Here is a 26,843-nt window from a genome sequence, read left to right on the forward strand (position 1 = left end):
TACCTATCCTAATAATGTAGAGGGAAATAACGCATGTCGAGTAATAATTATTATGATGTAACAGAGTGGAGTGAAGGTAACCCTTTTGAAGATATCGGTTTTGTGATTAATAGTATTATTGCTGATATTAAAAACCGGCAGACTGACACAGATGTTAATGATGGCGGGAAGCCGGGGGCCGTGATCTTTATTCCACCTGGAGACTATCATTTGCTCACTCAGGTAGTAATAGACGTCAGTTATTTGAAAATTAAAGGGGACGGACATGGGTTTACCTCTTCAAGTATCCGTTTTAATACCCCGGAAAATGAGTGGGCAAGCTGGCATGAATTGTGGCCAGGCGGTAGCCGTATACTTGTTGATATAACACCATCAGCTACGACTCCGGAAGCGGAAGGGGCGGCTTTTTATATTGAGCGTAGCGGTGACCCAAGAATAAGCTCAGTTGAGTTTGCTGATTTTTGCATTGATGGGTTACATTTTGTAGATGATGGTTCGGGAAATAACGACCCTGAAAACACCTACCTCAATGGTAAAACGGGTATTTATATTGCCAGTGCGCAGGACTCATTCCGTATTAGTGGAATGGGATTCGTATATCTTGAACACGGCATCACTATATATAATGCCGATGCATTGGCGATACATAATAACTTTATTGCCGAGTGCGGTAATTGTATAGAACTCCGCGGATCGGGACAGGCTTCAAAAGTAACTGATAATTTGATAGGTGCCGGTTATAGAGGATATTCTATTTATGCAGAGAACTTTGGTGGCCTTCTGGTTACAGCAAACAACATTTTTCCCCGCGGTAAAAGCAGTATTCATTTTTCTGGTGTCGTCCGTTCTGCAGTTAGCGGCAACAGGTTTCATTCATTCTATCCAGGGATGTTGGTTTTTGAGAAAAGCTGTTCAGAAAACCTGGTGACGGCAAACCACTTTTTCCGTGAACATGAACCTTGGGAACCTATGCAGGCGTATAGTAATGGTTTAGATGACTTGTATGGGTTGCTATATATAGAGGGTGAGAATAATTCGATCATTGCTAACCATATTTCTGAATCGATTGATAAACAGTATATCGTTCCCGTTGGCGCTACACCTGTGATAATACGGTTGGCATCAGGAGATAGTAACTATATTTCTGACAATCATATTGTTGCTACCACCGATACATCATCGTTAAAAGGTCATGCAGAATCTTGTTTCTCTACACAAGTTAGAGCGCTGCTGGCATTAGAGGGGTTGGAAGTTCTCGACGTGACGACCGTACAGGTCGACGCAGCATCTCAATGTAATACCATACTTGATTCCGGAAGTGACGATCAGGTTGTGCTTGATAAAGCGGTCAATGCGTTTAGAGCAACGCCGGTACCCGGCTTGTCATAATAGAAAAGCAAAAAGCCTGCTCGAAAGCAGGCTTTTCTGAATTTGGCTCCTCTGACTGGACTCGAACCAGTGACATACGGATTAACAGTCCGCCGTTCTACCGACTGAACTACAGAGGAATCGTGTGAACGAGGCGCATGTTAACGAGTGAGTGACGGGTTGTCAAAGGAGATTGCGTCATTTGCGATTGTTCGCTGGTAAAATCATCAATGGCAGCGATTTTTTCAGCACTTAAGCGAAGATTTAAGCAGTAAAAAGGCGGGAAGACTCACAAGTGGATCCGGAAAACACTCTATTCCGCAGTTGCATTAAAGAGTCATTTAGACGATGAGAGTACAATCGTCATTCGGATACACCTGCCTACAATACAGGTGTAACTTGAGACGTGAATGGATTATTTTTCATCGTGTTCTGCATTTAGCCGCCATGGCTGCAAATAACCATTTTTAATTCTGTTTAAATAATCTTCAATTAAACTCTTGGTTTGCGGGGCGAGGGTATAAAATTCATATAACGTACAAGCTATATTAGATTGTAAATCTATAGTGCTGGAGATGTTCTCAGGAATAATGTACATTTGGCGGTTTGTCATAGTTCTAATGTATAATCTTCTGCCAACAATAGGGTTTTCAGCGAATAAATTAACGCCAATCTCAATGACGCCTTCTACAGGAAAATATAAAACGTACCACTGTTTTTTATTATGGTTGTTAATTAAAGATTCAACCATTTCGGCAGGGGATAGAAGTTTCAAATTATCAACACAACGAAGAATGTATCGGTACATTACAAATTGTTTTAGTAGCGCCGTGAAGAATCCTAATAAAAATAAAAGGGTAACCGTTGATGCTATTACTACTAAAAACCATTCTCCTGTTGATAAAACCGAAAAAGAAGATGCGATAACTAAACTTATTATGAACGAAAAGATAAATGTTAAGCTTTGTAATTTATATTTTTCTTTTGCAAATTTAAATAAAAAGTAAGTCAGGAGAAACCCACACAGGCAATAAAAAAATAATAATGATCTATCCATGTATTTAATCCTGGTATGTGTGTGTTAAAAATATTTTCTCAAAGTATCTAAATATTTCAGACTAACTTGATTCTATGCTACCACGAAGACAGTAAACCTTGCTATTCCTGTTGGCGCGTAAACGCTGGAAGGAATAGTCATTTCGACGGTGCTCAGCAGGTTTAGTCGTTATGTTTGATGTCTGTGGATGAAGCGAACGAACAGAAGAGAGTGGAAAGCAAAAAAGCAGACGTCGCTGAACGTCTGCTTTTCTTAAAATTGGCTCCTCTGACTGGACTCGAACCAGTGACATACGGATTAACAGTCCGCCGTTCTACCGACTGAACTACAGAGGAATCGTGTGGAGTGGTATCTTAGCGGCGAAAAAAAATTTGTCAAATATCAATTCAGTGGTGGGGCTTCGCTTGCTGCATCTCTCAACAAATTGTCGTAATTGCCAACAAATTATCAGGAAAAATACTTTGCAGGATTAGCAGTTCTCAATCATCATTTGAAATGTTGTTTCAACTCTTCTCACTAAGGTCTCCCTTGAACGTCACTTCAGCAGTACGCCAGGCCGTAGCGCGCACGTCCTGGTTTAAAAAACGCAAGAGCTATCGGGTGCTCTACTGGCGTGAAATCAGTCCCCTTGCCGTACCGATCCTGTTGGAAAATGCCTGCGTGTTATTGATGGGCGTGCTGAGTACTTTCCTTGTTAGCTGGCTCGGCAAAGAAGCGATGGCCGGGGTGGGCTTAGCCGATAGCTTTAATATGGTGATTATGTCGTTCTTTGCCGCGATTGACCTTGGCACCACCGTGGTGGTGGCCTTCAGCCTCGGCAAGCGCGATAGAAAGCGGGCGAGGGCGGCTGCGCGGCAGTCGCTGGCGATCATGACCTTGTTCTCGATTGTGCTGGCGGCGGTTATTCACGCTTTTGGTCAGCAGATTATCGATATCGTTGCTGGAGACGCTACGGTTCAGGTTAAAGCGCTGGCCTTAACCTATCTCGAACTGACCGTGCTGAGCTATCCGGCGGCGGCCATTGCTTTAATCGGTAGCGGCGCGCTTCGCGGCGCGGGAACCACCAAAATACCGCTGCTAATTAACGGCGGGATGAATATTCTCAATATTATTATCAGCAGTATCCTGATTTACGGCCTCTTTTCCTGGCCGGGGCTCGGCTTTGTCGGCGCTGGGCTGGGGCTGACTATTGCCCGCTATATTGGTGCGTTGGCAACAATCTGGGTACTGATGACAGGTTTTAACCCGGCGCTGCGCATTTCGCTGAAGAGTTACTTTAAGCCGTTTAACTTTGCCATTATCTGGGAAGTGATGGGTATTGGTATCCCGGCGAGCATCGAATCGGTACTGTTTAACGGCGGCAAGCTGCTGACGCAAATGTTTGTTGCCGGTATGGGGACCAACGTCATCGCCGGAAACTTTATTGCCTTCTCGGTGGCTTCGTTAATTAACTTGCCGGGTAACGCGCTGGGATCTGCCTCCACCATTATTACCGGTAAACGTCTGGGGAAAGGGCAAGTCGGCCAGGCGGAACGTCAGGCCTGGTTCGTGTTCTGGCTGTCGACCATTATCCTGACGCTTATCGCCTGGGGCACCGCACCTTTCGCCGGCCTGATCGCTTCGTTCTATACCAGCGAAGAAGATGTAAAAGTAGTGGTTAAAGAATTATTGTGGCTCAATGCCCTGTTTATGCCAATTTGGTCGCTTTCGTGGACCTTGCCCTGTGCCTTTAAAGGCGCACGCGACGTGCGTTACACCATGTGGGTGTCGATGCTGGGTATGTGGGGCTGCCGGGTGGTTGCTGGCTATACGCTGGGGATCATGCTGGGTATGGGCGTTATCGGCGTCTGGCTGGGTATGGTGCTTGACTGGGCGGTGCGCGGCCTGTTGTTCTATCGTCGGATGATCACCGGGCGTTGGTTGTGGAAGTACCCGCGATTAAAGGCTCGGCTGGAAGAAAAGTCATGAATATACTGAAAAAGCGTTACTTTTTAGACGAAGTGAGGAATAAATAGGCAAACGATCGCCATTATAAAAAACATCTTTGACATGGCTGAGCGTGCTCGCTAATATTCGCCCCGTTCACACGATTCCTCTGTAGTTCAGTCGGTAGAACGGCGGACTGTTAATCCGTATGTCACTGGTTCGAGTCCAGTCAGAGGAGCCAAATTTAAAAAGCCTGCTTTCGAGCAGGCTTTTTGCTTTTCTGCATCCATACAATTTTTCCCTGCGCACATAGCGCGCAGGGCTCTCCTGGGATTAACGGAACGGCGGTTCGTTGAAGGTACGCAGCTTGCGGGAGTGCATGTGGTCGCCCTCGGCGCGCAGCAGATCGATGGCGCGGATCCCTATCTGCAGATGCTCGGAAATCGCCCCTTCGTAAAAGCGGTTCGCTTGTCCCGGCAGTTTGATTTCACCGTGCAGCGGTTTATCGGAGACGCACAGCAGCGTGCCGTAAGGAACGCGGAAACGGTAGCCCTGTGCGGCAATAGTGGCGCTTTCCATATCAATAGCCACCGCCCGACTGAGATTAAAGCGCAGCGCCGAGGCGGAATAACGTAACTCCCAGTTGCGGTCATCGGTCGTCACCACCGTACCGGTACGCAGACGCTGTTTGACCTCTTCGCCCGGCATGCCGCTAACCTGTTTAGTCGCGTCATACAGCGCGCGCTGCACTTCGGCGATGCTCGGGATGGGAATATCCGGCGGCAGCACCGCATCCAGCACGTGGTCATCACGTAAATAGGCGTGCGCGAGCACGTAGTCGCCTATCGACTGGCTCTCACGCAGGCCGCCACAGTGGCCAATCATCAGCCAGACGTCAGGACGCAGCACCGCGAGGTGATCGCAAATATTTTTTGCATTCGCCGGGCCGACGCCGATGTTGATCAACGTAATGCCCTGACCGTCGTTAGTGATCAGGTGCCAGGCCGGCATCTGGTGCTTTTTCCACGCCAGATCGGAAATCGCCTCTTCCGGGGCCTCCGTGTCGGCGGTGATCCAAATCCCGCCTGCGCAGGAGAGGGCAATGTACGGGCTATCCGGATCGAGGATCTGGCTACAGCCCCAGCTGACGAACTCATCGACGTAACGAGTGTAGTTGGTAAACAATACATACGGCTGGAAGTGCTCAACCGGCGTGCCGGTATAATGCTTCAGACGTGCCAGCGAAAAATCGACGCGGCGGGCGTCAAAATGCGACAGCGGATAATACTCGGTAGCGTGGAACAGACCATCGGCGGTTTCATCGCCAATCTGCGACAGTTCGGTGGTTGGAAAATAACGTGTTAATCCAGCGCTCATTGAGCGATCCAGCGTCAGGGCTGAGCCATCAATCACGTAAGGAAAGGGAATTTCGTGCTGCGAATGGCCAACGCTAATATGCGCGCCGTAATCCTGATACAGCAGAGTTAATTGTTCCAGCAGGTAAGCGCGAAAGAGTTTTGGGTTAGTAATGGTGGTGGTGTAGCAGCCCGAATGGGTGAATCGCCCCCAGGCACGGGTTTTTAAGGCTTTGTGCTCGGCGCCATCCCATGAAACAGACAGTTGAGGATAGACGAATAAGCCTTCAGCACGGGCTATTTCATCAGGAAGGATATTGTGGTGAATGTACTCGCCAATGGCCTTACGCAACGCGTTAACCGCTCTTTCATACTGCGCTTCCAGCTGGGAAAGCGCCTGCTCCGGGGTCAGACTGACGGCCTTCTGGTTCATCATTCGCTCCTTGTTTCAGGTCTGCTGATACTGTCGATAGTATGCTACAGCGTGAAAATGGCGAAGGAAAATTACTGTCCCGGGTAAATATTCAAACGCGTTGATAATAAAAGCTTAGCCGCGCAGGGTCAGGCAGTCTGTGCCCAGCGTTCGGCGCTAAAATTACTTGCGCTTATCACTCTTAATGTCGCCGCGCTGTTATTGTTGATGTAATAAAGCGCATTAGGACCAGGCGTTAACTTATCGCCTTCCTGCAGTTTGCATCGGCTTTCGATTTCAGCAATCACCACGATCTGACCGCTCTGTAGAACCACGCAAGTTCTTGCTGGAGATGAATTTTTCCGTACTTTTTTTACCCACCATTCCATTTTTTCACCCTGGCTTGATACACTCGGCATGATAATTGACGTGTTATCGCTTTAAAGACAACTGAAACTACCCATTGGTTTAATTTACGTTTAGCTCACGTTGTTAAATCTTAACTCTGCGATGCAGCGGGACAGGCAAATAACGCTTATGGCTTTGATGCGGCTTAACAAGTTTCTGAATCATTCTGGATTAAGAATAGTCTCGCTAGCAAAAAAAACGCTGGCAGCGGCGGTTATTGTAGTGGTGGTATTTTTCATCGGACGAATATATGAATCTGAACGTGGACCTGCATTGCAGCGCTGGCATACCTGGTCTGGCGATGAGATGACCGCTGATGAAATCGACCGCGCCAGTTTTGCCAGCTATCTCAAACGGGAAGATGAGATTTTCGCCGATTTGCGGCGTGAGGTCAGTGACCAACTGCCTGCCGCTGACAAAACGCCGATAAACCGCTTTTATCGCGACAGCCTGGTCTATCCACCACGCTTTAAGCCTGACTGGAATCGCTCCTTTATACTATTGCCATCCGGCAAACCGCGTGGTGCGGTGGTGCTACTGCATGGTTTAACCGACTCCCCCTACAGCGTGCGCTATCTGGCGGAAGAGTATCAACGGCAGGGGTTTATTGCAGTGGCGCCGCGCTTACCCGGCCACGGTACCGCCCCGGGCGCATTAACCCACGTTGATTGGCAACAGTGGCTGGCGACAACGCGCCTGGCGGTTCGGGAAGCGACGCGACTTGCCGGTGGGGATGTGCCGCTGCATCTGGTGGGATATTCTAACGGCGGCGCGTTGGCGCTGAAGTATGCGCTCGATGAACTGACCGATAAATCGCTGGTCAGGCCGCAGCAGATAATACTGTTATCGCCGATGATTGGCGTAACCGCTTTTGCCCGTTTCGCAGGACTTGCCGGGCTACCCTCGGTGTTTCCCGCCTTTGCGCGTGCGGCGTGGCTAAATGTCGTTCCGGAGTTTAACCCCTATAAGTACAATTCCTTTCCGGTTAAGGCGGCGCGCCAGTCGTGGTTGCTGACCCAGGCCTTGCAAAAACAGATTCTTGCGGCGGCGCAGAGCCAACGCTTAACCTCTCTCGCCCCGGTGTTAACCTTTCAATCGGTGATTGATTCTACAGTCAGCACCCGGGCGGTGGTTGATTCGTTGTACCGCTATTTGCCGGACAACGGCAGCGAACTGGTGATTTTCGATATTAATCAGGCGGCGAACCTGCGGGCGCTGTTTCGCCCGGCGACCTACTCAGCGGTGAATACCTTGTTACCTCCGGCGCCGCGTCCGTACTCTACGACTATCGTGACGAACGCGACTGAGCACACCCTCGATACCGTCGCGCGACTGACGCTGGCGGGGCAAACCGCAGAGAGAACGCAGGCGCTGCATCTGGCCTGGCCGCAGGATATGTACTCGCTTTCGCATATTGCGGTGCCATTCCCCATCACCGATTCGCTGTATGGCCGCGAGCCGACGGAGAAAAACCTTAGCGGTATTAGCCTTGGCACCATTTCGCTACGCGGCGAGACCGCGACGCTGAGCGTCGGCCTTGATACGTTAATGCGCGCTACTTCTAACCCGTTTTTCCCCTATCTGCTGCAGCGGATCAATCAGCGTCTGCCGTCGTTCTCAGAACCACAGGATGTGCAGTACCGTCCGCAGCGCAATACCGATGAGGGCGGCAGGGGCGACGAAGCGGAAAAGACGCACAAATCTTGAGCTGACGCCAAGGAAAATGCCGATGCCGGGTAGGTCGAAGGTCTGGATGAGGAGCCCTGCGGAGGCGTTAATCTGGCTGAGCGTCACTTTACCCTGCTGCGCCAGCTCGGAGATAACCCCAAAATAGGCGGTACCGCCCGCCACGCATTTCACCAGCGCGGGTAGGACGAAGTTTTCGGGGATATGTAGCCATAGCAGCAGCGGCATCAGTACGCGCTGCAGCATCTCGATGACGCCAGCCGCCTGCATCAGGCCGACGATGGTCAAAGATAAAATCAGCATCGGCACGGCGCCAAGCGCCAGGCGGATAGCGTCGGCGCCGGCGCTATTGATGACCGCAATCAGCCCGTGATTATTTTGTTCGCTTTCCGGGAGCACTTCTGCCCGGCTGCTCTCGACAATGGATAACTTACGCCCGGTGGCGTACCAGCAGACCGCTGCGGCGCAGAGTCCACCGACAATCGAAATGGTGATTGCGGCCAGCCAGTGCAGGCCGAACGGCGTTAAGGGGTAGAAAACGTTGCCCTGGCCCATGGCGAACACCATCGCCAGGGTGGCGGCTATTTGTCGGTCGGAAACACCACGTTTATCCATAATCGCCAGCGTGGCGAGCGGGGCGGCAAAACTCACAAAATTTATCTGAATCAGCGCGAAGGCGCTCATGCCGGTCAACCCAAAGGGCTTAAGCAGCGGCGCCAGCCAGCGCACGATGATGTCGAGAATTCCACGGACTTCGAGATATTTCATTATGATCAGCATGACGACCATAATGGGTAACAAGGTATAAAGCGCTACGTCGACGGAGGATTTTCCCGCTGACATAATGATGCCGATGACATCCATTTATCTATCACTGTATGCAGGTCAAATAGTTAGCGCCATCATAATCCTGAAGGGGCAAAATGAACATGCTTTCGTGTGTTAGCGTAGACAGGTAAGAACAGCGCCTTCACGGAAGTGGTATTCGCCGCTGAACTGGCTACCTGTGGGCAACTCGTCGCTGAGGGTTTTATTAAGGCGTAACGTGAAACGCTGATTTGCCGGGTCGAGTGCGACCATAGCGGCGGCATCGAAATCAAACATCTGCTGTACGCGCGGATAAAGCGCTTTGAACAGGCTTTCTTTGGCCGAGAAAGCCAGCAGCAGCGCCCACTCCTTATCCAGACCACAACAGGAAAGCAGCGTCTGTTCCGGTCTCGAGACAAACATATCGGCGCTTTCCAGCATGATCCCCGGTTGCAGATGCTCGATATCGACCCCGGGATACAAACCGTCGTCCTCGGCGCTAACCACCGCGATGGCAATATCTTCGCTGTGCGAGACGCTTCCTCGCCAGCCTGCCGGCCAAATTGGCGCACGATCCGTAGCGGTTAACACCGGTTCGAAACAACCTGATTGTTGCAGCAAATAGCGCGCGCAGTAGCGCCCGGCCAAATATTCGGCTTTCCGTTTTGCGACGGCGCCAGTAAGAGAAGGAGGGAGCGGGATGGCGTACTGGCTAAAAAGAGCGTCCTGTAGTTGCGATCTGGCGAAACGTACCCGACAAAATGTCAACGCCGGGTCAGCACGAAGATAGCCGCATTCGGCGTGCTGAATAAAGGGGAGATCGTGAAAGCTGTTGGTAACGATAAACATGCAGACTCATCAGGAAAAACCAGTATGGCGCTACCATAGCGCAGGTGATGAACGAAGCAGAAGAGTTGTGTGAAATATAAAACAAAAAGCCTGCTCGAAGGCAGGCTTTTCTAAATTTGGCTCCTCTGACTGGACTCGAACCAGTGACATACGGATTAACAGTCCGCCGTTCTACCGACTGAACTACAGAGGAATCGTGTGAACGGGGCGCATATTATCGATGACTGACGGTGTTGTCAAAGGCTGAATCGCCATAAAGCGTGCGACTGCTGACAATTTCAACAATCAAAAGCCTTTTATGATAAATCATGCCGCAATGCACCGTGATGGTGCATTTATACCCCTAATGGGGCATATCATGCGCTCATGGAAGCCACCAGTATTATCACAAACCCTTATTTTGCCGCACCAGCAGGGTGATGATGTCGCGACGTAAAACCTGGCAAGCATCTTGCAAAATACCTGTAACTTAATGGCCAGTAGTGGCATTCCCTTACAGGAGGCAAAATGAACTTAAGACGACTGAAGTATTTTGTGAAAATCGTCGATATCGGCAGTCTGACCCAGGCCGCTGAAGTCTTGCACATCGCACAACCGGCGCTGAGCCAGCAGGTAGCGACCCTGGAAGGTGAACTGGAGCAGAAACTGTTGATTCGCACCAAGCGAGGCGTCACGCCAACGGAAGCGGGGAAGATTCTCTATACCCATGCGCGGACCATTTTACGTCAGTGTGAACAGGCGCATCTGGCGGTACATAACGTTGGCCAGACGCTGAGCGGGCAGGTGGCTATTGGACTTGCGCCGGGCACTGCGGCTTCGGCGATCACCATGCCGCTGTTGCAAACGGTGCGTAATGAACTTCCCGAGGTGAACGTATATCTGCAGGAGTGCAGCGGCAGCGTATTGAATGACAAGCTGCTTGGCGGTCAGCTGGACATGGCGGTGCTGTATGAGCGTTCGCCGGTGGCGGGAGTGGTCAGCCAGCCGCTGCTGAAAGAGGATTTGTATCTGGTCGGTACGCAAAACTGTCCGGGGCAAAGCGTTGACCTTTCAGCCGTCGCGGAAATGAGCCTGTTTTTACCGCGCGACTATAGCGCCGTTTGCGCCCGGGTCACCGAAGCTTTCACTTTACGCCGCCTGTCGGCAAAAGTAATTGGCGAGATCGAATCCATCACCACATTAACTGCGGCAATCGCCAGTGGAATGGGCGTTACCGTATTGCCGGAATCGGCGGCGCGCGCGCTGTGTGCTACGGCTAATGGCTGGATGGCGCGCATCAGCACGCCGTCGATGAGTCTGTCGTTATCACTGAATACCTCGGCACGTGGCGGCTTATCTCCTCAAGCACAGGCCGTCAAAGATATCCTGCTGTCGCTGGTTAGTCGTCCGTCCCTGGAGAATCGTGAATTACAGCTGGTCAGTTAGGTTATATTCTTTTAAGGAATAAGTTGCTGGTTTTTATTATTTGTTTGCCGGGTAAACAGACTTTAACAATAGACATCATGTTATGTCTGAAGACCTGGGGGAAAAGGTGAATTTCCAGCAACTTAAAATTATTCGTGAGGCGGCCCGTCGGGATTACAACCTGACGGAGGTTGCTAACATGCTGTACACCTCGCAATCTGGCGTCAGCCGCCATATTCGTGAGCTGGAAGAAGAGTTGGGGATAGAAATCTTTATCCGCCGTGGTAAGCGTCTGCTGGGGATGACCGAACCTGGCAAAGCGCTGCTCTCTATTGCCGAAAGGATCCTCAACGAAGCCAGCAATGTCCGCCGGCTGGCCGACCTTTTTACCAACGACGCTTCAGGCGTATTAACCATTGCCACCACGCATACTCAGGCACGCTATAGCCTGCCTCCGGTGATTAAAGCTTTTCGCGAACTGTTCCCCGACGTGCGGCTGGAGTTAGTGCAAGGGACGCCGCAGGAAATCGAAGCGCTGCTGCACAACGGCGGGGCGGATATTGGTATCGCCAGCGAGCGCTTAAGTAACGATCCGACGCTGGTGGCATTCCCCTGGTTCCGCTGGCATCACAGTTTGTTAGTGCCAAAAGATCATCCGCTGATTGAGGTTACGCCGCTGACGCTTGAGGCTATTGCACGCTGGCCGTTAATTACCTATCGGCAGGGGATCACCGGACGTTCGCGTATTGATGAAGCCTTCACCCGTAAAGGGCTGATGCCGGATATCGTTCTCAGCGCTCAGGATTCCGATGTCATTAAAACATACGTGGAGCTGGGCTTGGGCGTGGGGCTGGTGGCGGAGCAATCCGGCGATGCTCGCGAAGCGGATACCTTTACCCGTCTGGAAACACGCCATCTCTTTGATGCTAATACCGTTTGGTTGGGGTTAAAACGCGGTCAGTTACAGCGTAACTATGTCTGGCGTTTCATTGAACTGTGCAATGCCGGGTTATCATTGGATGAGATTAAACGCCAGGCGATGGAACCGGAGGAAGTGGCTATCGATTATCAAATCTGAGTGCGGACAGCAGGTCAGCGGGAGGTGCCAAAGCAGCTATAATTCATTCACGTGAGTCGCGACTGAGGAAGGGAAAATGATGGTGCGGCGTATGAAGTTGCTTTGCTCTCTGGTGATGATGTTGGCCAGCTACAGCGCGTTGGCGGTAAGTTATCAGTTACCGCCGGAAGGGAGTCGTCTGGTTGGCAGCCCGATTAAAATTAGCGTGCCCGAGCGTAACACCCAGCCGCTGGAAACCTTTGCCGCGCAGTACGGGCAGGGGCTCAGCAACATGCTGGAGGCTAACCCCGGCGTCGATGTCTATTTGCCTAAATCCGGTAGTTCGTTGATTATCCCGCAGCAATTGATCCTGCCTGCCACCGTACGGAGCGGTATCGTAATCAACGTCGCCGAGATGCGGCTTTATTATTATCCGCCCGAGGGCACTACCGTCGAGGTGCTGCCGATCGGTATTGGCCAGGCGGGGCGTGAAACGCCGCGCAACTGGGTGACGACGGTGGAACGTAAACAGGAAGGACCTACCTGGGTACCGACGGCGAATACCCGTCGTGAGTACGCCAAAGAAGGTAAAACCCTGCCGGCGATGGTGCCCCCCGGGCCAGATAATCCGATGGGGCTATATGCTATCTATATCGGCAGGCTGTATGCCATTCATGGTACCAACGCCAATTTTGGCATTGGCCTGCGGGTGAGCCAGGGTTGTATTCGCCTGCGCAACGATGACATTAAATACCTGTTCGATAATGTGCCGGTCGGCACGCGAGTACAGATAATCGATCAGCCGGTGAAGTACACTACCGAGCCGGACGGCAGCCGCTGGCTGGAAGTTCATGAACCATTGTCGCGTAATCGTTCGGAATTTGAGTCAGACCGCAAAGTGCCGCTGCCGTATACCCCGGCAATACGCGAGTTTGTGCAGGGAGCGGGTGTAAACGTCGGTCGTGCGGATTATGCACTACAGCGGCGATCCGGGATGCCGGTGAATATTAGCAGTTCAGCGGGGGAAGCCAGTTTTTAAGCCATGAACGTTAAAAAGCAAAAAGCCTGCTCGAAAGCAGGCTTTTTAAATTTGGCTCCTCTGACTGGACTCGAACCAGTGACATACGGATTAACAGTCCGCTGTTCTACCGACTGAACTACAGAGGAATCGTGTGAACGAGGCGCATACTACTGGCCTCGCATTTTTGTGTCAACGCTAAATTTAAGCAACTGATTCGAATGGCTAAGTTTAATTCAAAGCGAGCTTTTAATGAACAATCCGCACGTCGTCTTCATCCAGCAGATCGTTTTCTCGTAAACGCTGTAGCGGATCCTGACGATAGAACTGACAGAACCGCTGCCATAGCGCCGGGAAACGGGGGGCGAAAAGCTCTGGGGCGCTAAAGAAATATTCAGATAGCACTGCAAAGCACTCAGCCGGATCGGTTGCCGCATAAGCATCAATGCTGGCGGCGCTTTCGCCGACCAAATCGATCTCATCCTGAATGTTGTTCATCGCCGCATGCAGATCGTGTTCCCAGCCAGCCACTTCTCGCAGAGGGATAAAAGGAACGCCGCTGGCGCGGTCGCCGTTGCGTGAATCCAGTTTGTGCGCGACCTCATGTACCACCAGATTAAAGCCGGAGGCGTCGAAAGAGTCCTGAATATCTAACCAGTTAAGGATAATGGGGCCCTGTTGCCAGCTTTGGCCGGATTGGACAACGCGTTGATTATGTACCAGGCCGATGTCATCTTCCCATTCGTCATCGACGACAAAGGGGGCAGGGTAGATCAAGACTTCATGGAAGCCATCTAACCATTCAAGGCCAAGTTCCAGTACAGGCAGGCAAAAGAGGAGTGCGATACGCGCGCTGTGCAGGGGGGTTAACTCAAATCCCTGTAACGGCACCAGACGTTTTTGCTGTAAAAAACGTGCCGCCATTTGGCACAGCTGCTGCTGTTCCTGTTGAGTGAGGTTCGCTAAAACCGGAATGGCAACCGCTTGTTCCCATGGGATTTCGCCATTGCCTGTCTGTTCTTCTGCTTTCCACGGCCATTTAAACATCATATCGCTCGCAAAGTCGTCACTTGAACTCAATTTAAGGGACTGGAGCTATTAAAATGCCAAAGAACCTGGCATTATAGCAACCTCAACAGCGGAGAGATGCCGGAGCGGCTGAACGGACCGGTCTCGAAAACCGGAGTAGGGGCAACTCTACCGGGGGTTCAAATCCCCCTCTCTCCGCCACTATTCAATCACTTACGCCAAATCCCTTCAACGACATCCATCACACTTGGTATACTGTTGGTATATTCCGTCGCTATATTTTTATCAATCATCATCTTCTGAATCCTCGAAAATCGGTTGCTCCAGTGTCGGCGAAACGGTCAATTTGCGGTCATAAACCCGTACCTGACGCTCTGTTTTATCACCGCAGAAAGTTGTTTAACTTCGCGTGAATTTCACACAAATAGCAGTTGTAAGAAGTATCGCGACCAGGCAACCCTAAAAGGCTTCAGAATAGGGAACTGGTTTGCCCACAGGCTCATAAAATGTCAGGGCCGGTAAGTTGTCAGCCACCCACCGGTAAAAACGTGGTCATGAACTCATCTTGTCACTACACGACTTGAGCGATAATTTACGTAACAGAGCCTCTTCATGTGTAGTGCGGTGATGATTATTCTGCATAAAATCGATTCACTGAATTTACCATCGTAAACATGCTAGCGTGTATAGTCAGCTTGACGGGGTGAATGGATTACATTAAAAAGTTGCAGTTTGTTGATACTTCAACTCCTGCAACTATAAAAAGATCTGATGCGTTGATAGCCAGTAAGAATAAAAACTCTTTTCTTACGGGATAGGATTCACTCGAATAAGAGGGTAAGAGTATTTATTGGCGAAGAAGTATCTTTCTCCAGAACCCTTCTGTTGTGAGCTTGCAAGTCACTTCTGAATATTTTTTTCGCTGTGCTTTTGATGTAATAATTATCTTTAAGGTATTAAAGAGTATCTTGATAAACCCTAAGGCCTGCTGTTTTTTTGATGCTTCAGCAATATAACCATTTTTAGTGCTTCGATCGTAATAAAAGATCTTCTTGTACCTAAAAATCTGTCTCAGCGACACGCCTGATGTTTTTTCCTGATAAATAATTTTGTTTTTTGAAGGCGCCAGAAATCCATTTAACGTAATAATTCTGAAAAATCGTCGTGATTTTTTTTCGAAATTACACTTAAACTCTACACTATTATCTGGAGGAGATATCGGTTTCATTTTTTCATTAAAAGTAATAGAGTTTAATTCTTCTCGAACATCCTTCATGTCTGCATTATTTTCCCAAAAATCGGGAGCGCCATAAACATGTTTGAAAGCCAGGTTGATGGCGGCTGCACTACCATATTGATGAGCAAGCAGGCTTTTTAGATGAAATGAAATATATGTACCAATTATGTCTTTAACTGGTCGGCCAAAATATAACATATTCACGAGATGATTTCGCGTATCAAGGTAGGCGGTCAACGGTGAGGTCTTAGAGGAGAAATCTTCCTCCGCGTAACAAGCAATGCCATTTGTTGTTAATATATCAAAATCGTTCATCATGCCGAATAAGATATCATCACCGCGAACAAAAAAAGGAAATGCAAAACTCTTGACGTGATTTATCGGGAATGCAAAGAACCACCACGCGCCATAATTAGGGAATTGTATTAGAGTTTCTGTTTTTACCAGGGATTCCACATCATTTAATCGCCACCCTGAGTAAATAGGATGACATACCCTATCAAAAAATGCTCCCTTCTCAACTAAAGAGTCGGGGCGCGCACCTGCGAATAACGAACCAGAAACTGCAGCATTGTCGTTTAACGCATAACTCAATATCGAGTATGTCTTTTTAATGCATTCAGCTTCACAACTTGCATCATCATCCATGAATAATGTATGGGTGAAATCACCTTCATCAATGTAATGAAGTAGGCCTCTCATAAATCCACCCGCACCTCCGGTATTTTTATTTGGAATGACCTTAATTCCATTAGCCTCATTAGCTGTTATATTATTGGAGTTATCAATAACAGTAAAATCAATTAGTCCGCGATAGTTATCATCTTCTAATATTTCTCGCTTTATTCTCATCATTGATGGGATAACGTATTTTTTTCTATCAAAATGTGTAATTGATATCCCAAGCTTAACCTCTCTGCGGGGAGACTGTTTGGTAAACCATTCCCCGCTATTAAGGGAGACAATTCCATCTATCGGAATTATTTCAATATATATAATGCCTCGATTGAGAGTGTTGCCCAAATCCAGGGTGAATATTTCTCGAGTGAGGTTATCCAGTGCCACGGTCGCCGATGCTAGCTCATATTTTGAATTTTCTTCTGTAATGAGCATCGCGCTGATTTTGGCTAACCCAGTGCCTGATGCATTGAACGCGAGATCGTGTATTCCGCATTTTTCTTTCCAGAGAATAGTGGAAAAACCATTGTAATAGGTATCAAAAGAAATTTTCCCTCCGGGAAATATGGTAATGATATTTCCCGAAAATGAAAAAAGGCTCCCTCTGATGTACATGCTTTCAGAAGCCCCAAACCTGGCGTTTGGCATAACCAACCGCTGTAAGCATTTTGCTGTTTCCATTATTCCTCTTTTTGATTATTTAAAGCGCGATAAAAAATTGAAATGGACGGTTAACAACTAACCGAGATGATTGTTTACAATACTAGTACCTGGCTATCGCAACCAAATGGCAAACCTGATCAATATTATTGACCATCCGTATTGGTCGCTATTGATGTCGCAATTGTAAGAGAAAACGAACCCCATTACTTTGTTCACGGGTCATGAGATTTTACATGTCATAAGACTTATCCATGCGAATTTGAGTCGTTTTCCTGCCTTGCGGTTGGAAACTTATTGTCTCTTGTCATACATGTATTTGCTTACTTTAGAACAACACTCATCGCAGAGATAATCTTTCTCAGCCATTAATCTTTCGAAGAACCCTAGCTTTTTACCGCAGCGCATGCAGTGTTTACATTTAAATAATTTCACTTTGCAATTATACCAATTTGTCGTTTTTTCAATCAATGCATATCAGACAGCTAAGCCTGCTGTAGTCATGCTCTTCATAACAGGTTTAACGTGTTGTGATGCGACACGACATAACTTCCACGCCGTAAACCAGCCCGGTTATTACCTGTTTAAGAGTCACAAAATGTTCTTCCCTGTGAAGGGGATATTTTAAAGGCGTATTTTTCGTGTGGATAATTGTTATGACAGATCGATTTTGTTAAATCGATCGGTCAAAACGATCATTTTTGTAGGGGTATTCCATCCCGGTGCAGAAATCGTGGGAGATGTAGGGGGCGAGAGGAGAGAGCCAGCCAGCAATCGAATAGAAGAGTTGCCGGATAATCATCAGTGCAGGGGCGAGAAAATACTGTCCGATCGTGCCAATCATTTTGCCAGATAGTTCATAAGAGCCGTATGCCAACCCAATATTGCTGGATGTAAAATCAATGTAATATAGTAAAATTATTAATTAGCTGATTTTTATGTCGTTAGAATAGGTTCTGAACAGCGGATTAGGGGCAACTTTATTGGGGGAGCAAATCTCCCGCTTTCCTGAACCGTGGGGGCTGGAGCCATTTCCAGGACGAAAGTTTAAATGACTTCAATGGCTGGATGTATGCCGATGCCGCGATCGGCTGACTGCTAAAAACGAAAAAAGCCTGCCCGTGGCAGGCTTTGGTCATGCGGGGCTCTTAGAACTGGTAGACCAGGCCCAGCGCGACTACGTCATCAGTCGCGATGCCGTTAGCGCGATAGAAGTAGTCGTCTTCGTCCAGCAGGTTGATTTTGTAATCAACGTAGGTGGACATGTTTTTGTTGAAGTAGTAAGTCATACCCACATCAACGTATTTAACCAGGTCTTTGTCGCCGCTGTTGTACAGGTCTTTACCTTTAGATTGCAGATAAGCGACGGATGGACGCAGCGGTAAACCGAAATCGTCGAACTGATACTGGGCAACAACTTCGAAGTTCTGCGTCTTGTTGGCAATACCGCCGCCAAGATTGCTGGTGGATTTACCGAAGGAAGTCATGTTGCGGGTTTCCGCGTACATTGCGGCCAGGTAGATGTTGTTAGCATCGTATTTCGCGCCCACGGTCCAGGCATCGGCTTTATCGCCGCCGGCGTAAGCGCTGTTGGCCGCTGCGGCCACCTGATTGTTGGTACGGTCAGAAGAAGCATACGCCGCGCCGAAGCTGATGCCCATGCCGAGATCGTAGGAAGAGGAGATACCGAAACCGTCTCCATTTTCACGGGCCAGTTTACGATCATCGCCGTTATTGGTGCCTTCGCCGGAGCCAGCGTTTTCGTTATTACCCTGATACTGCAGGGCAAAGCTTAAACCATCAACCAGGCCGAAGAAATCGCTGTTACGATAGGTCGCCACGCCGTTGGTACGGCCAAGCATGAAGACGTCAGTTTGGGTGTAGCTGTCGCCGCCGAATTCCGGCAGTACGTCGGTCCACGCTTCGACATCATAGATAACGCCGTAGTTACGGCCGTAGTCCAGAGAACCGTAGTCAGCAAATTTCAGACCCGCGAAGCCCAGACGGGTCCAGGAGTTAGCGCCTTCATCTTCAGTGGTGTTCGCCTGAATATTGTATTCCCACTGGCCGTAGCCGGTCAGCTGATCGTTGATCTGTGTTTCGCCTTTCACGCCTAAACGCGCGTAGGTTTGGTCGCCATCTTCAGAAGCATCGTCAGAGAAATAGTGCAGACCGTCAATTTTTCCGTAGAGGTCAAGCTTGTTGCCGTTTTTGTTATAAATTTCCGCAGAGTGCGCCGCGCCTGCTGCTAATAACGCCGGCAGCATAATAGCCAATACTTTTCTTTTCATTATGTATTCCCTTTAATCATAATTAATATGAATTGTCTAATTCCCTGTGGAATGACGAATTGATACTAGCCGCTTAAGTTCATTTTTAATTAAATAAAAAATGTAATAAAAAGATATTAAAATATTTCAAAATATTTATTTTATATTCAATATATGTATTTTTTATTCTTTAGTTGATTAATATTTCTGTGGTTTATTGGTGTTTTATTTTTCTTGTTGATATTAATGTTTTTTAAATTACCCATTGAAATGACATTTGCACTGTAAATAATATAAAACATGACAGGTTATATATTGATAAATTACATTTGGAATAATATTATTTTATAATTAATGGCGCTACATTTCATCAAATCGTCTTATTTAAAAACATGACTACATCCGTAGTATATAGGGAGCGACCCAATCCTGCGTTCGCGGGTGGCCGAAAGCGCTCAGCACCATACTCATGCTTCCAGATAAGCACGATAATTGTATAATGTGACGCGCATCACAATTGTGTGATTGGAGATCATGCGCAGTAGTTGAAGTATGGAGAAGGATTTAATGGACACTAAAGCGAAACGGAGCCCCGGTGGAAAGCTGGCGTTATGGGCTTTTTACGCCTTTTGCGGTTACTTTGTATGGGCGATGGTGCGGTACTGGTGGATAGTGGGGCGTATTCAAAGCATTCCCGGCGCCAGCATTGATGGTGAATTGGGTTCAACGGCAGGCAAATGGATTGGCGCGCTACTGGGTTTCTTGGTGCTGGGAGGTGTGGGTTCCATCCTTGGGGCGATAGCCTGGTACACGCGTCCCCAAATTCAGGGACATGAACAGCACGATTAAAGTTGCTATGCTCACAGCGGGTCCAGGCATCAGGAAAAGCTCATGTTATTAGCTGAATGGCAACAACGATTTGAAAACTGGTTAAATGCGCATCATGCGCAGGAAGATGCGGCTCATGATATATCTCACTTTCGCCGTGTCTGGAGTACCGCGCAGCAACTGGTCGGCGATAGCGACGCTGACCAGTTGGTTATCCTGACGGCCTGCTACTTTCACGATATTGTCAGCCTGGCTAAAAATCACCCTCAACGTCATCAGTCCTCACGGATGGCGGCAGAAAAAACGCGGTCTATCCTGCAAAGCGCTTTCCCCGACTTTCCCGCCGACCGTTATCCTGCGGTTATGCATGCTATTGAAGCGCATAGCTTTAGTGCGGCTATATTACCGCAAAGCGTAGAGGCGAAAATTGTGCAAGATGCAGATCGTCTGGAGGCTCTGGGCGCGATTGGCCTGGCTCGTGTCTTTGCCGTTTCCGGCGCGTTGAACACTATTTTGTTTGATGCTGACGACCCCTTTGCTGACCAGCGCGATCTTGATGACAAGAAATATGCCCTCGACCATTTTCAGAGTAAATTGCTACGCCTGCCTGAGACCATGCAAACGGAGCAGGGGAGAGCGCTGGCGGTGCATAATGCCCAATTTCTGGTGCAATTTATGGCGAAGCTGAGCGCCGAACTGCGCGGCAACCCTCTGTCGTTGGATGAGGCGGTTTTGCGCCGCTTTGCGCCTGCGGTTTAAATCCGTTGCGACTATTTGTGGTACTCTCTGCAAAAATTGTCCGTGCTGGTTGAGGTTATGCCGCAAAATTTACCAAAAGAAAAGCTCCTGTCTGAGCCGGCAGGGGAACACGCGCAGGCGTTATTGCGCCAGCTGATGACGATATATGATGTCAAAACCCTGGTTGCACAGCTGGTTGCTGTTGGCGATCAGCACTGGAGCCCGGCGATAGTCAAACGGGTGGCGACGGTGAGCCGTGCGGCAAGCCGGTTGACGAACGCGGAGTGTGCGCATCTGGCGAGCCTTTTACCGATTCCGCCGCGCCATCATCCCGACTATGCGTTTCGTTTTATCGATCTCTTCGCCGGCATCGGCGGCATTCGCCACGGCTTTGAAGCTATTGGCGGGCAGTGCGTATTTACCAGCGAGTGGAATAAACACGCTGTTCGTACCTATAAAGCTAACTGGTATTGCGATCCACAGGAGCACAGCTTTAACGCCGATATCCGCGAAATCACTCTCAGCCAGCGCAGCGATATCAGTGATGAAGAGGCGGCGAAGTCTATCCGCGAGGCGATCCCGCAACATGATGTGCTGCTGGCGGGCTTCCCTTGCCAGCCCTTTTCCCTCGCCGGGGTATCAAAGAAAAATGCCATGGGACGCGCCCATGGTTTTGCCTGTGAAACTCAGGGAACACTGTTTTTTGATGTCGTCAGAATTATTGCCGCCCGCCGTCCGCCGATCTTCGTGCTGGAAAACGTCAAGAATCTGAAGAGTCACGATCAAGGAAGAACCTTCCGCATTATCATGCAAACGCTGGATGAGCTTGGCTATGAGGTGGCGGATGCCGATCATGCGGGCGCCGAGGATCCCAAAGTTATCGATGGGCGTCATTTCCTGCCGCAGCACCGCGAGCGTATTGTGCTGGTGGGTTTCCGTCGTGACTTACAGTTGCATGAAGGATTTACGCTGCGCGATATCGCCAGTTTGTATCCGCCGCAGCGGCCAACCTTCGGTGAGTTATTGGATCCGACCGTCGATGCTAAATTCATCCTGACGCCGGTTCTGTGGAAGTATCTTTACCGGTACGCGCGTAAACATCAGGCGCGTGGCAACGGTTTTGGCTACGGTCTGGTCGACCCGACTCATCCTGGCAGCGTCGCGCGAACGCTCTCTGCTCGCTACTACAAAGATGGCGCTGAGATCCTGGTGGATCGCGGTTGGGATAAGGCATTAGGCGAAAAGCATTTTGACGATCCTCAGAATCAACTGCGTCGCCCGCGGCGCTTAACGCCGCGCGAATGCGCAAGGTTGATGGGATTCGAAGCGCCGGGAGAGCACCGTTTTCGTATTCCGGTTTCCGATACTCAGGCCTATCGCCAGTTTGGCAACTCGGTGATTGTTCCGGTGTTTGCCGCGGTGGCGAAGCTGCTGGCGCCGCGAATTGCCGTCGCGGTAAAGCAACGTGTTGCCGGAGAGAGCGATGGCGGACGTTCACGATAAGGCCACGCGTAGTAAAAATATGCGCGCTATCGCTACCCGCGATACGGCTATTGAGAAGCGGCTGGCGGCGCTACTGACGCAGGCCGGGTTCACTTTTAGCGTTCAGGCGGCATCGCTTCCTGGGCGGCCTGATTTTCTGCTGCCTGACTACCGCTGTGTTATCTTCACCCACGGCTGCTTTTGGCATCATCACCACTGCTATCTGTTTAAAGTACCGGCGACGCGCACCGATTTTTGGCTAAAAAAGATTGGTGCTAACGTGCAGCGCGATCGCCGCGACCTGGCGCTGTTGGTAGAACAAGGTTGGCGGGTGCTTATTGTCTGGGAGTGCGCGCTCCGCGGGAGGCTGAAATTAAGCGATGAAGCCCTAAACGAGCGTCTGGAGGAGTGGATCTGCGGCGGCGGGGATTGCGCGCAGATCGACACTCACGGCATCGGTATTATCGATCCGATTGACAAGGCGTAACGGTTGAACGGGCAGGGAAGAGATATTTACCCAGCGTCACCAACACGACCGCGAAAATAATCACCGCCAGCGCCAGCCATTCGATCAAGGAGAGACTTTCGCCGCCAAACCCGGTTCCCAGTAGCACGGCGACAACCGGGTTTACATAGGCATAGCTGGTAGCAACCGCCGGCGTTACGTTACGTATCAGATACATATAGGCGTTAATGGCAATAAGCGAGCCAAAAATGGCCAGATAAGCAACAGCAAAAATACCGGACCAGGACGGCATTTGAGTGAGTTTCTCCCCCGAGAGCCCCGATGCCGCAGACAGCACAATCCCTGCCGCCAGCATTTCGATCGCTCCAGCCATCATCCCGGTTGGTAATTCAATACGCGAACCGTAAACCGAGCCAAACGCCCAGCTCAGGGAACCAATCAGAATCAGCAATGCGCCCCAGGGGTTACCGCTGAGGTTGCCGCCGCTATTGAGCATCACAATTCCCGCCAGGCCGATCGCGATACCGAACCATTCCAGCTTGCGTGTGGCAATGCCAAAAAAACGGCTGAAACAGAGCGTAAACAGCGGTACGGTGGCGACCATTACCGCAGCGATACCTGATGGTACATGCTGATGTTCTGCAAGGGTGACGAACCCATTACCGACAGCGAGCAACAGGATGCCAATCAGTGCAGCATTAAGTAGCGGCCGGCGGGCCGGGAGTTTATGGCCGGTGGCCAACAAATAGATGAGCAACACGCCCCCAGCAGAGAGAAAGCGGATCCCGGCCATCATCAACGGCGGCCAACTGGCGACGCCAATCGCGATAGCAAAATAGGTTGAACCCCAAATGATATACAGCGCAAACAGCGCGCCGATTAGGGGTAACAGTTGACGGGTAGACATACTTCCTCACGACGAAAAAGATAGAAAGGGGACATATAGTTAACGTGAAAACTAACGTGCTGGCGAGCGCTTTCAATGTGATTTTTTTGTTATTTTTTTGTTGACTAGTGACATCTCTGGGCGAGAGGGCGCTTTTGCCTCATACTCTATGTTTCATAAACAGAAATTGAAGGAAGTACATTTTGGCAGGAAGTAGTCTTTTAACCTTATTGGACGATATTGCCACGCTGCTGGACGATATCTCCGTCATGGGAAAACTGGCGGCCAAGAAAACGGCTGGCGTACTGGGCGATGATCTTTCTCTCAATGCGCAGCAGGTCACTGGCGTAAGGGCCAACCGCGAGCTCCCGGTAGTATGGGGGGTAGCAAAAGGCTCGTTTCTGAATAAAGTGATTCTGGTGCCGCTGGCGTTACTCATCAGCGCATTTATTCCCTGGGCTATTACGCCGCTTTTGATGCTCGGCGGCGCTTTTCTCTGTTTTGAAGGCTTTGAAAAAGTGCTGCATAACCTGCATGCGCGTAAGAATAAGGAAGACCCGAAACTGCGTCAGCAGCGTCTGGAAACGCTCGCAGCCCAGGATCCGCAGGCCTTTGAACGCGATAAAGTAAAAGGAGCGATCCGTACCGATTTTATCTTATCAGCCGAAATCGTCGCGATAACCCTGGGTATTGTGGCTGATGCGCCATTGCTTAATCAGATCCTGATTTTATCCGGTATCGCCATCCTCGTGACCGTTGGGGTTTACGGCCTGGTGGGCGTCATCGTCAAGCTGGATGACATGGGCTATTGGCTGGTAGAGAAAAAAAGCGTACTGGCACAATGGATAGGAAAAGCTCTCCTGGCCATCGCGCCGCGGTTGATGAAAATTCTGACTTTCGTCGGTACCCTGGCGATGTTTCTGGTTGGCGGCGGTATCGTGGTTCACGGCGTAGCGCCGCTGCATCATTTCATCGAAAATCTTGCCCATGGGCTGAGCGGAATACTGGCATCCATAATGCCTGTGGTCGCTAATCTGGTGCTAGGATTTATCATTGGCGCTATCGTCTTTGGCGTCGTAAAAGCGATAACCGCATTGCGCGGTAACGCGAAATAAATCCCAGCGCCGGTTACGCAAGATGGGCCGGCGTCGTCTAAGGTGAAACTGTTTCTCCCTGATACCGGAGGCAAAAATGGTCTTGTTGGTCAGTGATGAAGTCAGACGGAAAAGCGGCGGGCCGCGAATGGTCGTCACCGGCATCGCCGGCGACATGGTGGAGTGCCGGTGGTATGACGGTCACGTCGTACAGCGTGAAGCCTTCCGTGAAGATGAGCTGGTCCGCGGCGAAGGGCAACGTTCGCAGCATAATTAGATGTGCAGCGCCCGCTGGTGCGGGCGCTTTTTATATTGATTACGTTCGGACAAGGAGCGTTGATGTCGTTGGTTTCTTTGACCGTACTGCGAGTAAATAATGGATAAGCCGCTGTGGCCAAAAAAGTTCCGTCGCCTCTTCAATCCGGGGCGTGTGGTTAATATCTGTTTCATCGTGGTGCTGTTCTTTTCTACGTTACTCATCTGGCGAGAAATCCGGGTACTGGAAGAGGCCTACGTCGCCAATCAACGTAATAATCTTGAGAACGTGGCCCATGAAATGGATGGGCTGTTGCAATTTAATCTTAATCGGCTGCTCTTTTTCCGCAACAGCATGCAATCGGCGCTGGAGAACCCGCTGGATTTCGCCATTCTGCGCCGGGCCGAGCAGGAGTACATCAGTAAACGTCACGATCCTATCTGGTCAGTCGAGCTAAACAACCGGCGTACCCTGACGGTATACGGAGTCTCCGATTCTTTTGTCGACGCAGATGACCTGTTGTCGCGTAACAATCCTCAGGCCAGCAATGAATTGATGGCTACCCTTGAGCTTGGCTATCTTCTGCGTTTGACCAACAATAACCGAATCTTCAGCGAGCGCATGTCCTACGTTTCTCGCAGCGGCTTTTACACCACCACCGATGCTCCGCGCAGTTCAAGCCAGGTGCTGGCGCAGTTTTCGCGAGATACGGGGTCAGCATGGTTTATGCGGCAAACCCAGCGTGATAATCCGGGGCGAGGGATCCTCTGGCAAACCACCCAGCAGGAAGATGGGTATACGCAACCGCAGGTGGTTACGGCCTCGATTCCTCTGGATTATGAGCACTACTGGCTGGGCGTGCTGGCGATGGATTTTTCCATCCGCGACCTGCAGAATTTTCTCGTCAGTGCGGTAAAAGGAGGCCAGATGGGCGAGTATCAGCTGTATGACAAGCAGCTCAACTTGCTGGCCTCTTCGGCGCCGGATGATGTGCTGACGCCGCTCTCGCCCGAGGAACAAGAAAAACTGCGCTATGCGTTGGCCAATGATAACCATGGTGGCATACGCCAGTTAACCCGTTATATCAGTTGGGAAAAGATCCGTAACTTTGACGGCCTACTATTGCATATTCATACCCTGAAGGAGGGCGTGCGTGGTGATTTCGGGACGATTTCCATCGCCCTGACCCTGATGTGGTTAATGTTTACCCTCATGCTGATCGTGTCCTGGTTGGTTATCCGCCGTATGGTTATCAATATGAGCGTGTTACAGGCGTCGCTTGAATGGCAGGCCTGGCATGATGCTTTAACACGGCTGTTAAATCGCGGCGCCCTGTTTGAGAGGGCGATTGCGGCGGCCCGAAACTGCCGGCGGAATAATCAGCCCATATCCGTCATTCAGCTGGATCTGGATTATTTTAAAGGTATTAATGATAAACACGGACACCAGGCCGGAGACCGCGTTTTAACGCTGGTGGGAAGCACCATTATGGGGCAGATCCGCGAGGAGGATATTGCCGGCCGCGTTGGCGGCGAAGAGTTCTGTATCGTTCTACCCAACACGCAACTGTCGCAAGCACGCGCGATTGCTGAGCGTATTCGTCTGCGTATCCATAGCCGGGAGATATTATTGCACAACAGCGTTAGTCTACGGATCAGCGCCTCGCTGGGGGTTAGTAGTAGCGAGATATCAGAGGAGTTTAACTTTGAGGAGCTGCAGTCGATTGCCGATCATCGCCTGTATCTGGCAAAGCAGAATGGACGTAACCGGGTTTGTTCGGCTGGATAGGACTCGATAATGTGAAATTGCTCACCTTTTCTGCCGCGTTGATATTCTTCGGTATAGGAAAATTCCTAAAAAACTCACCGCTTC

Annotated in this window: 24 protein-coding genes and 6 tRNA genes; 16 read left to right on the top strand and 14 right to left on the bottom strand. The window is 50.0% G+C overall.

The genetic code is table 11. The features are described 5' to 3' along the window. Positions 1 to 33 precede the first annotated feature (33 nt). Positions 34 to 1,389: a NosD domain-containing protein gene (locus ABLV66_RS09035; RefSeq protein ID WP_315711160.1), complete on the top strand. Its 1,356-nt coding sequence runs from the start codon at positions 34 to 36 to the stop codon at positions 1,387 to 1,389. Positions 1,390 to 1,432: 43 nt separating this feature from the next. Here the strand turns inward: ABLV66_RS09035 and ABLV66_RS09040 are convergent. The 3 genes from ABLV66_RS09040 to ABLV66_RS09050 form a co-directional block, all read right to left on the bottom strand. After that, positions 1,433 to 1,508: transfer RNA gene (locus ABLV66_RS09040), tRNA-Asn, on the bottom strand. A 275-nt stretch (positions 1,509 to 1,783) separates the two neighbouring features. Then, positions 1,784 to 2,425, bottom strand: coding sequence for a hypothetical protein (locus ABLV66_RS09045; protein WP_348875969.1), 642 nt, complete (start codon positions 2,423 to 2,425; stop codon positions 1,784 to 1,786). 259 nt (positions 2,426 to 2,684) lie between these two features. After that, positions 2,685 to 2,760: transfer RNA gene (locus ABLV66_RS09050), tRNA-Asn, on the bottom strand. A 5-nt stretch (positions 2,761 to 2,765) separates the two neighbouring features. Here ABLV66_RS09050 and ABLV66_RS09055 point away from each other — a divergent pair. From ABLV66_RS09055 to ABLV66_RS09065, 3 genes are all read left to right on the top strand, one after another. Beyond that, positions 2,766 to 2,858 carry a DUF5951 family protein gene (locus ABLV66_RS09055; protein ID WP_221694692.1) on the top strand — a complete coding sequence of 31 codons (93 nt, stop codon included), beginning with the start codon at positions 2,766 to 2,768 and terminating at the stop codon, positions 2,856 to 2,858. A 95-nt stretch (positions 2,859 to 2,953) separates the two neighbouring features. After that, on the top strand, positions 2,954 to 4,393 hold the full coding sequence (locus ABLV66_RS09060) for an EmmdR/YeeO family multidrug/toxin efflux MATE transporter (RefSeq protein WP_045390189.1): 1,440 nt from the start codon (positions 2,954 to 2,956) through the stop codon (positions 4,391 to 4,393). 123 nt (positions 4,394 to 4,516) lie between these two features. Further along, positions 4,517 to 4,592 (top strand) — tRNA-Asn (locus ABLV66_RS09065). A 92-nt stretch (positions 4,593 to 4,684) separates the two neighbouring features. Here the strand turns inward: ABLV66_RS09065 and ABLV66_RS09070 are convergent. Both ABLV66_RS09070 and ABLV66_RS09075 read right to left on the bottom strand, forming a co-directional pair. Next, positions 4,685 to 6,139 (bottom strand): AMP nucleosidase, encoded by a 1,455-nt coding sequence (locus ABLV66_RS09070; RefSeq protein WP_045390191.1) that lies wholly within the window; start codon positions 6,137 to 6,139, stop codon positions 4,685 to 4,687. Between the two features lie 128 nt (positions 6,140 to 6,267). Then, positions 6,268 to 6,507 (bottom strand): histidine kinase, encoded by a 240-nt coding sequence (locus ABLV66_RS09075; RefSeq protein WP_045390193.1) that lies wholly within the window; start codon positions 6,505 to 6,507, stop codon positions 6,268 to 6,270. Between the two features lie 148 nt (positions 6,508 to 6,655). Here ABLV66_RS09075 and ABLV66_RS09080 point away from each other — a divergent pair, with 148 nt between their 5' ends. Beyond that, positions 6,656 to 8,233 carry an alpha/beta hydrolase gene (locus ABLV66_RS09080; protein ID WP_049060177.1) on the top strand — a complete coding sequence of 526 codons (1,578 nt, stop codon included), beginning with the start codon at positions 6,656 to 6,658 and terminating at the stop codon, positions 8,231 to 8,233. Here ABLV66_RS09080 and ABLV66_RS09085 read toward each other — a convergent pair. The 3 genes from ABLV66_RS09085 to ABLV66_RS09095 form a co-directional block, all read right to left on the bottom strand. Continuing rightward, complete coding sequence (locus tag ABLV66_RS09085; protein ID WP_348875967.1) at positions 8,144 to 9,076, bottom strand: nucleoside recognition domain-containing protein; 933 nt, start codon at positions 9,074 to 9,076, stop codon at positions 8,144 to 8,146. The two genes, ABLV66_RS09080 and ABLV66_RS09085, sit on opposite strands and share 90 nt — an antisense overlap. Positions 9,077 to 9,154: 78 nt before the next feature. Further along, positions 9,155 to 9,868, bottom strand: a complete 714-nt coding sequence (locus tag ABLV66_RS09090) for a 4'-phosphopantetheinyl transferase family protein (protein ID WP_348875965.1) — start codon at positions 9,866 to 9,868, stop codon at positions 9,155 to 9,157. Positions 9,869 to 9,985: 117 nt separating this feature from the next. Further along, positions 9,986 to 10,061 (bottom strand) — tRNA-Asn (locus tag ABLV66_RS09095). Between the two features lie 314 nt (positions 10,062 to 10,375). Here ABLV66_RS09095 and nac point away from each other — a divergent pair. From nac to ldtA, 3 genes are all read left to right on the top strand, one after another. After that, on the top strand, positions 10,376 to 11,293 hold the full coding sequence (gene nac, locus ABLV66_RS09100; RefSeq protein WP_045390201.1) for a nitrogen assimilation transcriptional regulator NAC: 918 nt from the start codon (positions 10,376 to 10,378) through the stop codon (positions 11,291 to 11,293). Positions 11,294 to 11,399: 106 nt separating this feature from the next. Next, positions 11,400 to 12,350 (top strand): HTH-type transcriptional regulator Cbl, encoded by a 951-nt coding sequence (gene cbl / locus ABLV66_RS09105; protein WP_045390486.1) that lies wholly within the window; start codon positions 11,400 to 11,402, stop codon positions 12,348 to 12,350. A gap of 76 nt (positions 12,351 to 12,426) precedes the next feature. After that, the gene (ldtA, locus tag ABLV66_RS09110) at positions 12,427 to 13,368 is read left to right on the top strand and encodes a L,D-transpeptidase LdtA (protein WP_348875963.1); all 942 of its coding nucleotides are present in this window, start codon (positions 12,427 to 12,429) and stop codon (positions 13,366 to 13,368) included. A 52-nt stretch (positions 13,369 to 13,420) separates the two neighbouring features. On the opposite strand, the gene ABLV66_RS09115 is transcribed toward ldtA, so the two are convergent. Continuing rightward, positions 13,421 to 13,496 (bottom strand) — tRNA-Asn (locus ABLV66_RS09115). Between the two features lie 100 nt (positions 13,497 to 13,596). Then, positions 13,597 to 14,397, bottom strand: a complete 801-nt coding sequence (gene mtfA / locus ABLV66_RS09120; protein ID WP_161801904.1) for a DgsA anti-repressor MtfA — start codon at positions 14,395 to 14,397, stop codon at positions 13,597 to 13,599. Between the two features lie 90 nt (positions 14,398 to 14,487). On the opposite strand from mtfA, the gene ABLV66_RS09125 reads away from it, so the two are divergent. Further along, positions 14,488 to 14,577: transfer RNA gene (locus tag ABLV66_RS09125), tRNA-Ser, on the top strand. Between the two features lie 646 nt (positions 14,578 to 15,223). Here ABLV66_RS09125 and ABLV66_RS09130 read toward each other — a convergent pair. The 3 genes from ABLV66_RS09130 to ompC form a co-directional block, all read right to left on the bottom strand. Continuing rightward, positions 15,224 to 16,972, bottom strand: a complete 1,749-nt coding sequence (locus ABLV66_RS09130) for a glycosyltransferase (protein WP_047045506.1) — start codon at positions 16,970 to 16,972, stop codon at positions 15,224 to 15,226. Between the two features lie 273 nt (positions 16,973 to 17,245). Continuing rightward, positions 17,246 to 17,359 carry a DUF4428 domain-containing protein gene (locus ABLV66_RS09135; RefSeq protein WP_497527753.1) on the bottom strand — a complete coding sequence of 38 codons (114 nt, stop codon included), beginning with the start codon at positions 17,357 to 17,359 and terminating at the stop codon, positions 17,246 to 17,248. Between the two features lie 740 nt (positions 17,360 to 18,099). Further along, positions 18,100 to 19,242: a porin OmpC gene (ompC, locus tag ABLV66_RS09140; RefSeq protein ID WP_213797641.1), complete on the bottom strand. Its 1,143-nt coding sequence runs from the start codon at positions 19,240 to 19,242 to the stop codon at positions 18,100 to 18,102. Between the two features lie 546 nt (positions 19,243 to 19,788). On the opposite strand from ompC, the gene drpB reads away from it, so the two are divergent. The 4 genes from drpB to ABLV66_RS09160 are packed head-to-tail and all read left to right on the top strand — an operon-like array spanning position 19,789 to position 22,756. Then, positions 19,789 to 20,070, top strand: coding sequence for a cell division protein DrpB (gene drpB, locus ABLV66_RS09145; protein WP_045390212.1), 282 nt, complete (start codon positions 19,789 to 19,791; stop codon positions 20,068 to 20,070). 42 nt (positions 20,071 to 20,112) lie between these two features. Further along, positions 20,113 to 20,808: a phosphohydrolase gene (locus ABLV66_RS09150; RefSeq protein ID WP_045390215.1), complete on the top strand. Its 696-nt coding sequence runs from the start codon at positions 20,113 to 20,115 to the stop codon at positions 20,806 to 20,808. Positions 20,809 to 20,865: 57 nt separating this feature from the next. Beyond that, positions 20,866 to 22,290 (top strand): DNA cytosine methyltransferase, encoded by a 1,425-nt coding sequence (locus ABLV66_RS09155; RefSeq protein ID WP_047045510.1) that lies wholly within the window; start codon positions 20,866 to 20,868, stop codon positions 22,288 to 22,290. Then, positions 22,271 to 22,756: a very short patch repair endonuclease gene (locus tag ABLV66_RS09160; RefSeq protein ID WP_045390221.1), complete on the top strand. Its 486-nt coding sequence runs from the start codon at positions 22,271 to 22,273 to the stop codon at positions 22,754 to 22,756. Before ABLV66_RS09155 ends, ABLV66_RS09160 begins: the two co-directional genes overlap by 20 nt. Here ABLV66_RS09160 and yedA read toward each other — a convergent pair. After that, positions 22,731 to 23,642 (bottom strand): drug/metabolite exporter YedA, encoded by a 912-nt coding sequence (yedA, locus tag ABLV66_RS09165; protein WP_045390224.1) that lies wholly within the window; start codon positions 23,640 to 23,642, stop codon positions 22,731 to 22,733. The genes ABLV66_RS09160 and yedA overlap by 26 nt on opposite strands. Before the next feature lie 182 nt (positions 23,643 to 23,824). On the opposite strand from yedA, the gene ABLV66_RS09170 reads away from it, so the two are divergent. The 3 genes from ABLV66_RS09170 to dgcQ all read left to right on the top strand — a co-directional run bounded on the left by ABLV66_RS09170 (position 23,825) and on the right by dgcQ (position 26,759). Further along, positions 23,825 to 24,736, top strand: a complete 912-nt coding sequence (locus ABLV66_RS09170; protein WP_045390227.1) for a DUF808 family protein — start codon at positions 23,825 to 23,827, stop codon at positions 24,734 to 24,736. A 76-nt stretch (positions 24,737 to 24,812) separates the two neighbouring features. Continuing rightward, complete coding sequence (locus ABLV66_RS09175) at positions 24,813 to 24,992, top strand: YodC family protein (RefSeq protein ID WP_045390229.1); 180 nt, start codon at positions 24,813 to 24,815, stop codon at positions 24,990 to 24,992. A gap of 99 nt (positions 24,993 to 25,091) precedes the next feature. Next, positions 25,092 to 26,759, top strand: a complete 1,668-nt coding sequence (dgcQ, locus tag ABLV66_RS09180) for a cellulose biosynthesis regulator diguanylate cyclase DgcQ (protein WP_047045512.1) — start codon at positions 25,092 to 25,094, stop codon at positions 26,757 to 26,759. Positions 26,760 to 26,843: the final 84 nt, after the last annotated feature.

The organism is Klebsiella sp. CN_Kp073 (assembly GCF_040065495.2).
Lineage (GTDB): Bacteria > Pseudomonadota > Gammaproteobacteria > Enterobacterales > Enterobacteriaceae > Klebsiella > Klebsiella aerogenes.

Excerpts from the sequence above, each read along its gene's own strand:
- ABLV66_RS09035 (WP_315711160.1), top strand. The coding sequence starts at position 34 with ATGTCGAGTAATAATTATTATGATGTAACAGAGTGGAGTGAAGGTAAC.
- ABLV66_RS09045 (WP_348875969.1), bottom strand. The coding sequence starts at position 2,425 with ATGGATAGATCATTATTATTTTTTTATTGCCTGTGTGGGTTTCTCCTG.
- ABLV66_RS09070 (WP_045390191.1), bottom strand. The coding sequence starts at position 6,139 with ATGAACCAGAAGGCCGTCAGTCTGACCCCGGAGCAGGCGCTTTCCCAG.
- ABLV66_RS09075 (WP_045390193.1), bottom strand. The coding sequence starts at position 6,507 with ATGGAATGGTGGGTAAAAAAAGTACGGAAAAATTCATCTCCAGCAAGA.
- ABLV66_RS09080 (WP_049060177.1), top strand. The coding sequence starts at position 6,656 with ATGGCTTTGATGCGGCTTAACAAGTTTCTGAATCATTCTGGATTAAGA.
- ABLV66_RS09085 (WP_348875967.1), bottom strand. The coding sequence starts at position 9,076 with ATGGATGTCATCGGCATCATTATGTCAGCGGGAAAATCCTCCGTCGAC.
- ABLV66_RS09090 (WP_348875965.1), bottom strand. The coding sequence starts at position 9,868 with ATGTTTATCGTTACCAACAGCTTTCACGATCTCCCCTTTATTCAGCAC.
- nac (WP_045390201.1), top strand. The coding sequence starts at position 10,376 with ATGAACTTAAGACGACTGAAGTATTTTGTGAAAATCGTCGATATCGGC.
- ldtA (WP_348875963.1), top strand. The coding sequence starts at position 12,427 with ATGATGGTGCGGCGTATGAAGTTGCTTTGCTCTCTGGTGATGATGTTG.
- mtfA (WP_161801904.1), bottom strand. The coding sequence starts at position 14,397 with ATGATGTTTAAATGGCCGTGGAAAGCAGAAGAACAGACAGGCAATGGC.
- ABLV66_RS09130 (WP_047045506.1), bottom strand. The coding sequence starts at position 16,972 with ATGGAAACAGCAAAATGCTTACAGCGGTTGGTTATGCCAAACGCCAGG.
- ABLV66_RS09135 (WP_497527753.1), bottom strand. The coding sequence starts at position 17,359 with ATGCGCTGCGGTAAAAAGCTAGGGTTCTTCGAAAGATTAATGGCTGAG.
- ompC (WP_213797641.1), bottom strand. The coding sequence starts at position 19,242 with ATGAAAAGAAAAGTATTGGCTATTATGCTGCCGGCGTTATTAGCAGCA.
- drpB (WP_045390212.1), top strand. The coding sequence starts at position 19,789 with ATGGACACTAAAGCGAAACGGAGCCCCGGTGGAAAGCTGGCGTTATGG.
- ABLV66_RS09150 (WP_045390215.1), top strand. The coding sequence starts at position 20,113 with ATGTTATTAGCTGAATGGCAACAACGATTTGAAAACTGGTTAAATGCG.
- ABLV66_RS09155 (WP_047045510.1), top strand. The coding sequence starts at position 20,866 with ATGCCGCAAAATTTACCAAAAGAAAAGCTCCTGTCTGAGCCGGCAGGG.
- ABLV66_RS09160 (WP_045390221.1), top strand. The coding sequence starts at position 22,271 with ATGGCGGACGTTCACGATAAGGCCACGCGTAGTAAAAATATGCGCGCT.
- yedA (WP_045390224.1), bottom strand. The coding sequence starts at position 23,642 with ATGTCTACCCGTCAACTGTTACCCCTAATCGGCGCGCTGTTTGCGCTG.
- ABLV66_RS09175 (WP_045390229.1), top strand. The coding sequence starts at position 24,813 with ATGGTCTTGTTGGTCAGTGATGAAGTCAGACGGAAAAGCGGCGGGCCG.
- dgcQ (WP_047045512.1), top strand. The coding sequence starts at position 25,092 with ATGGATAAGCCGCTGTGGCCAAAAAAGTTCCGTCGCCTCTTCAATCCG.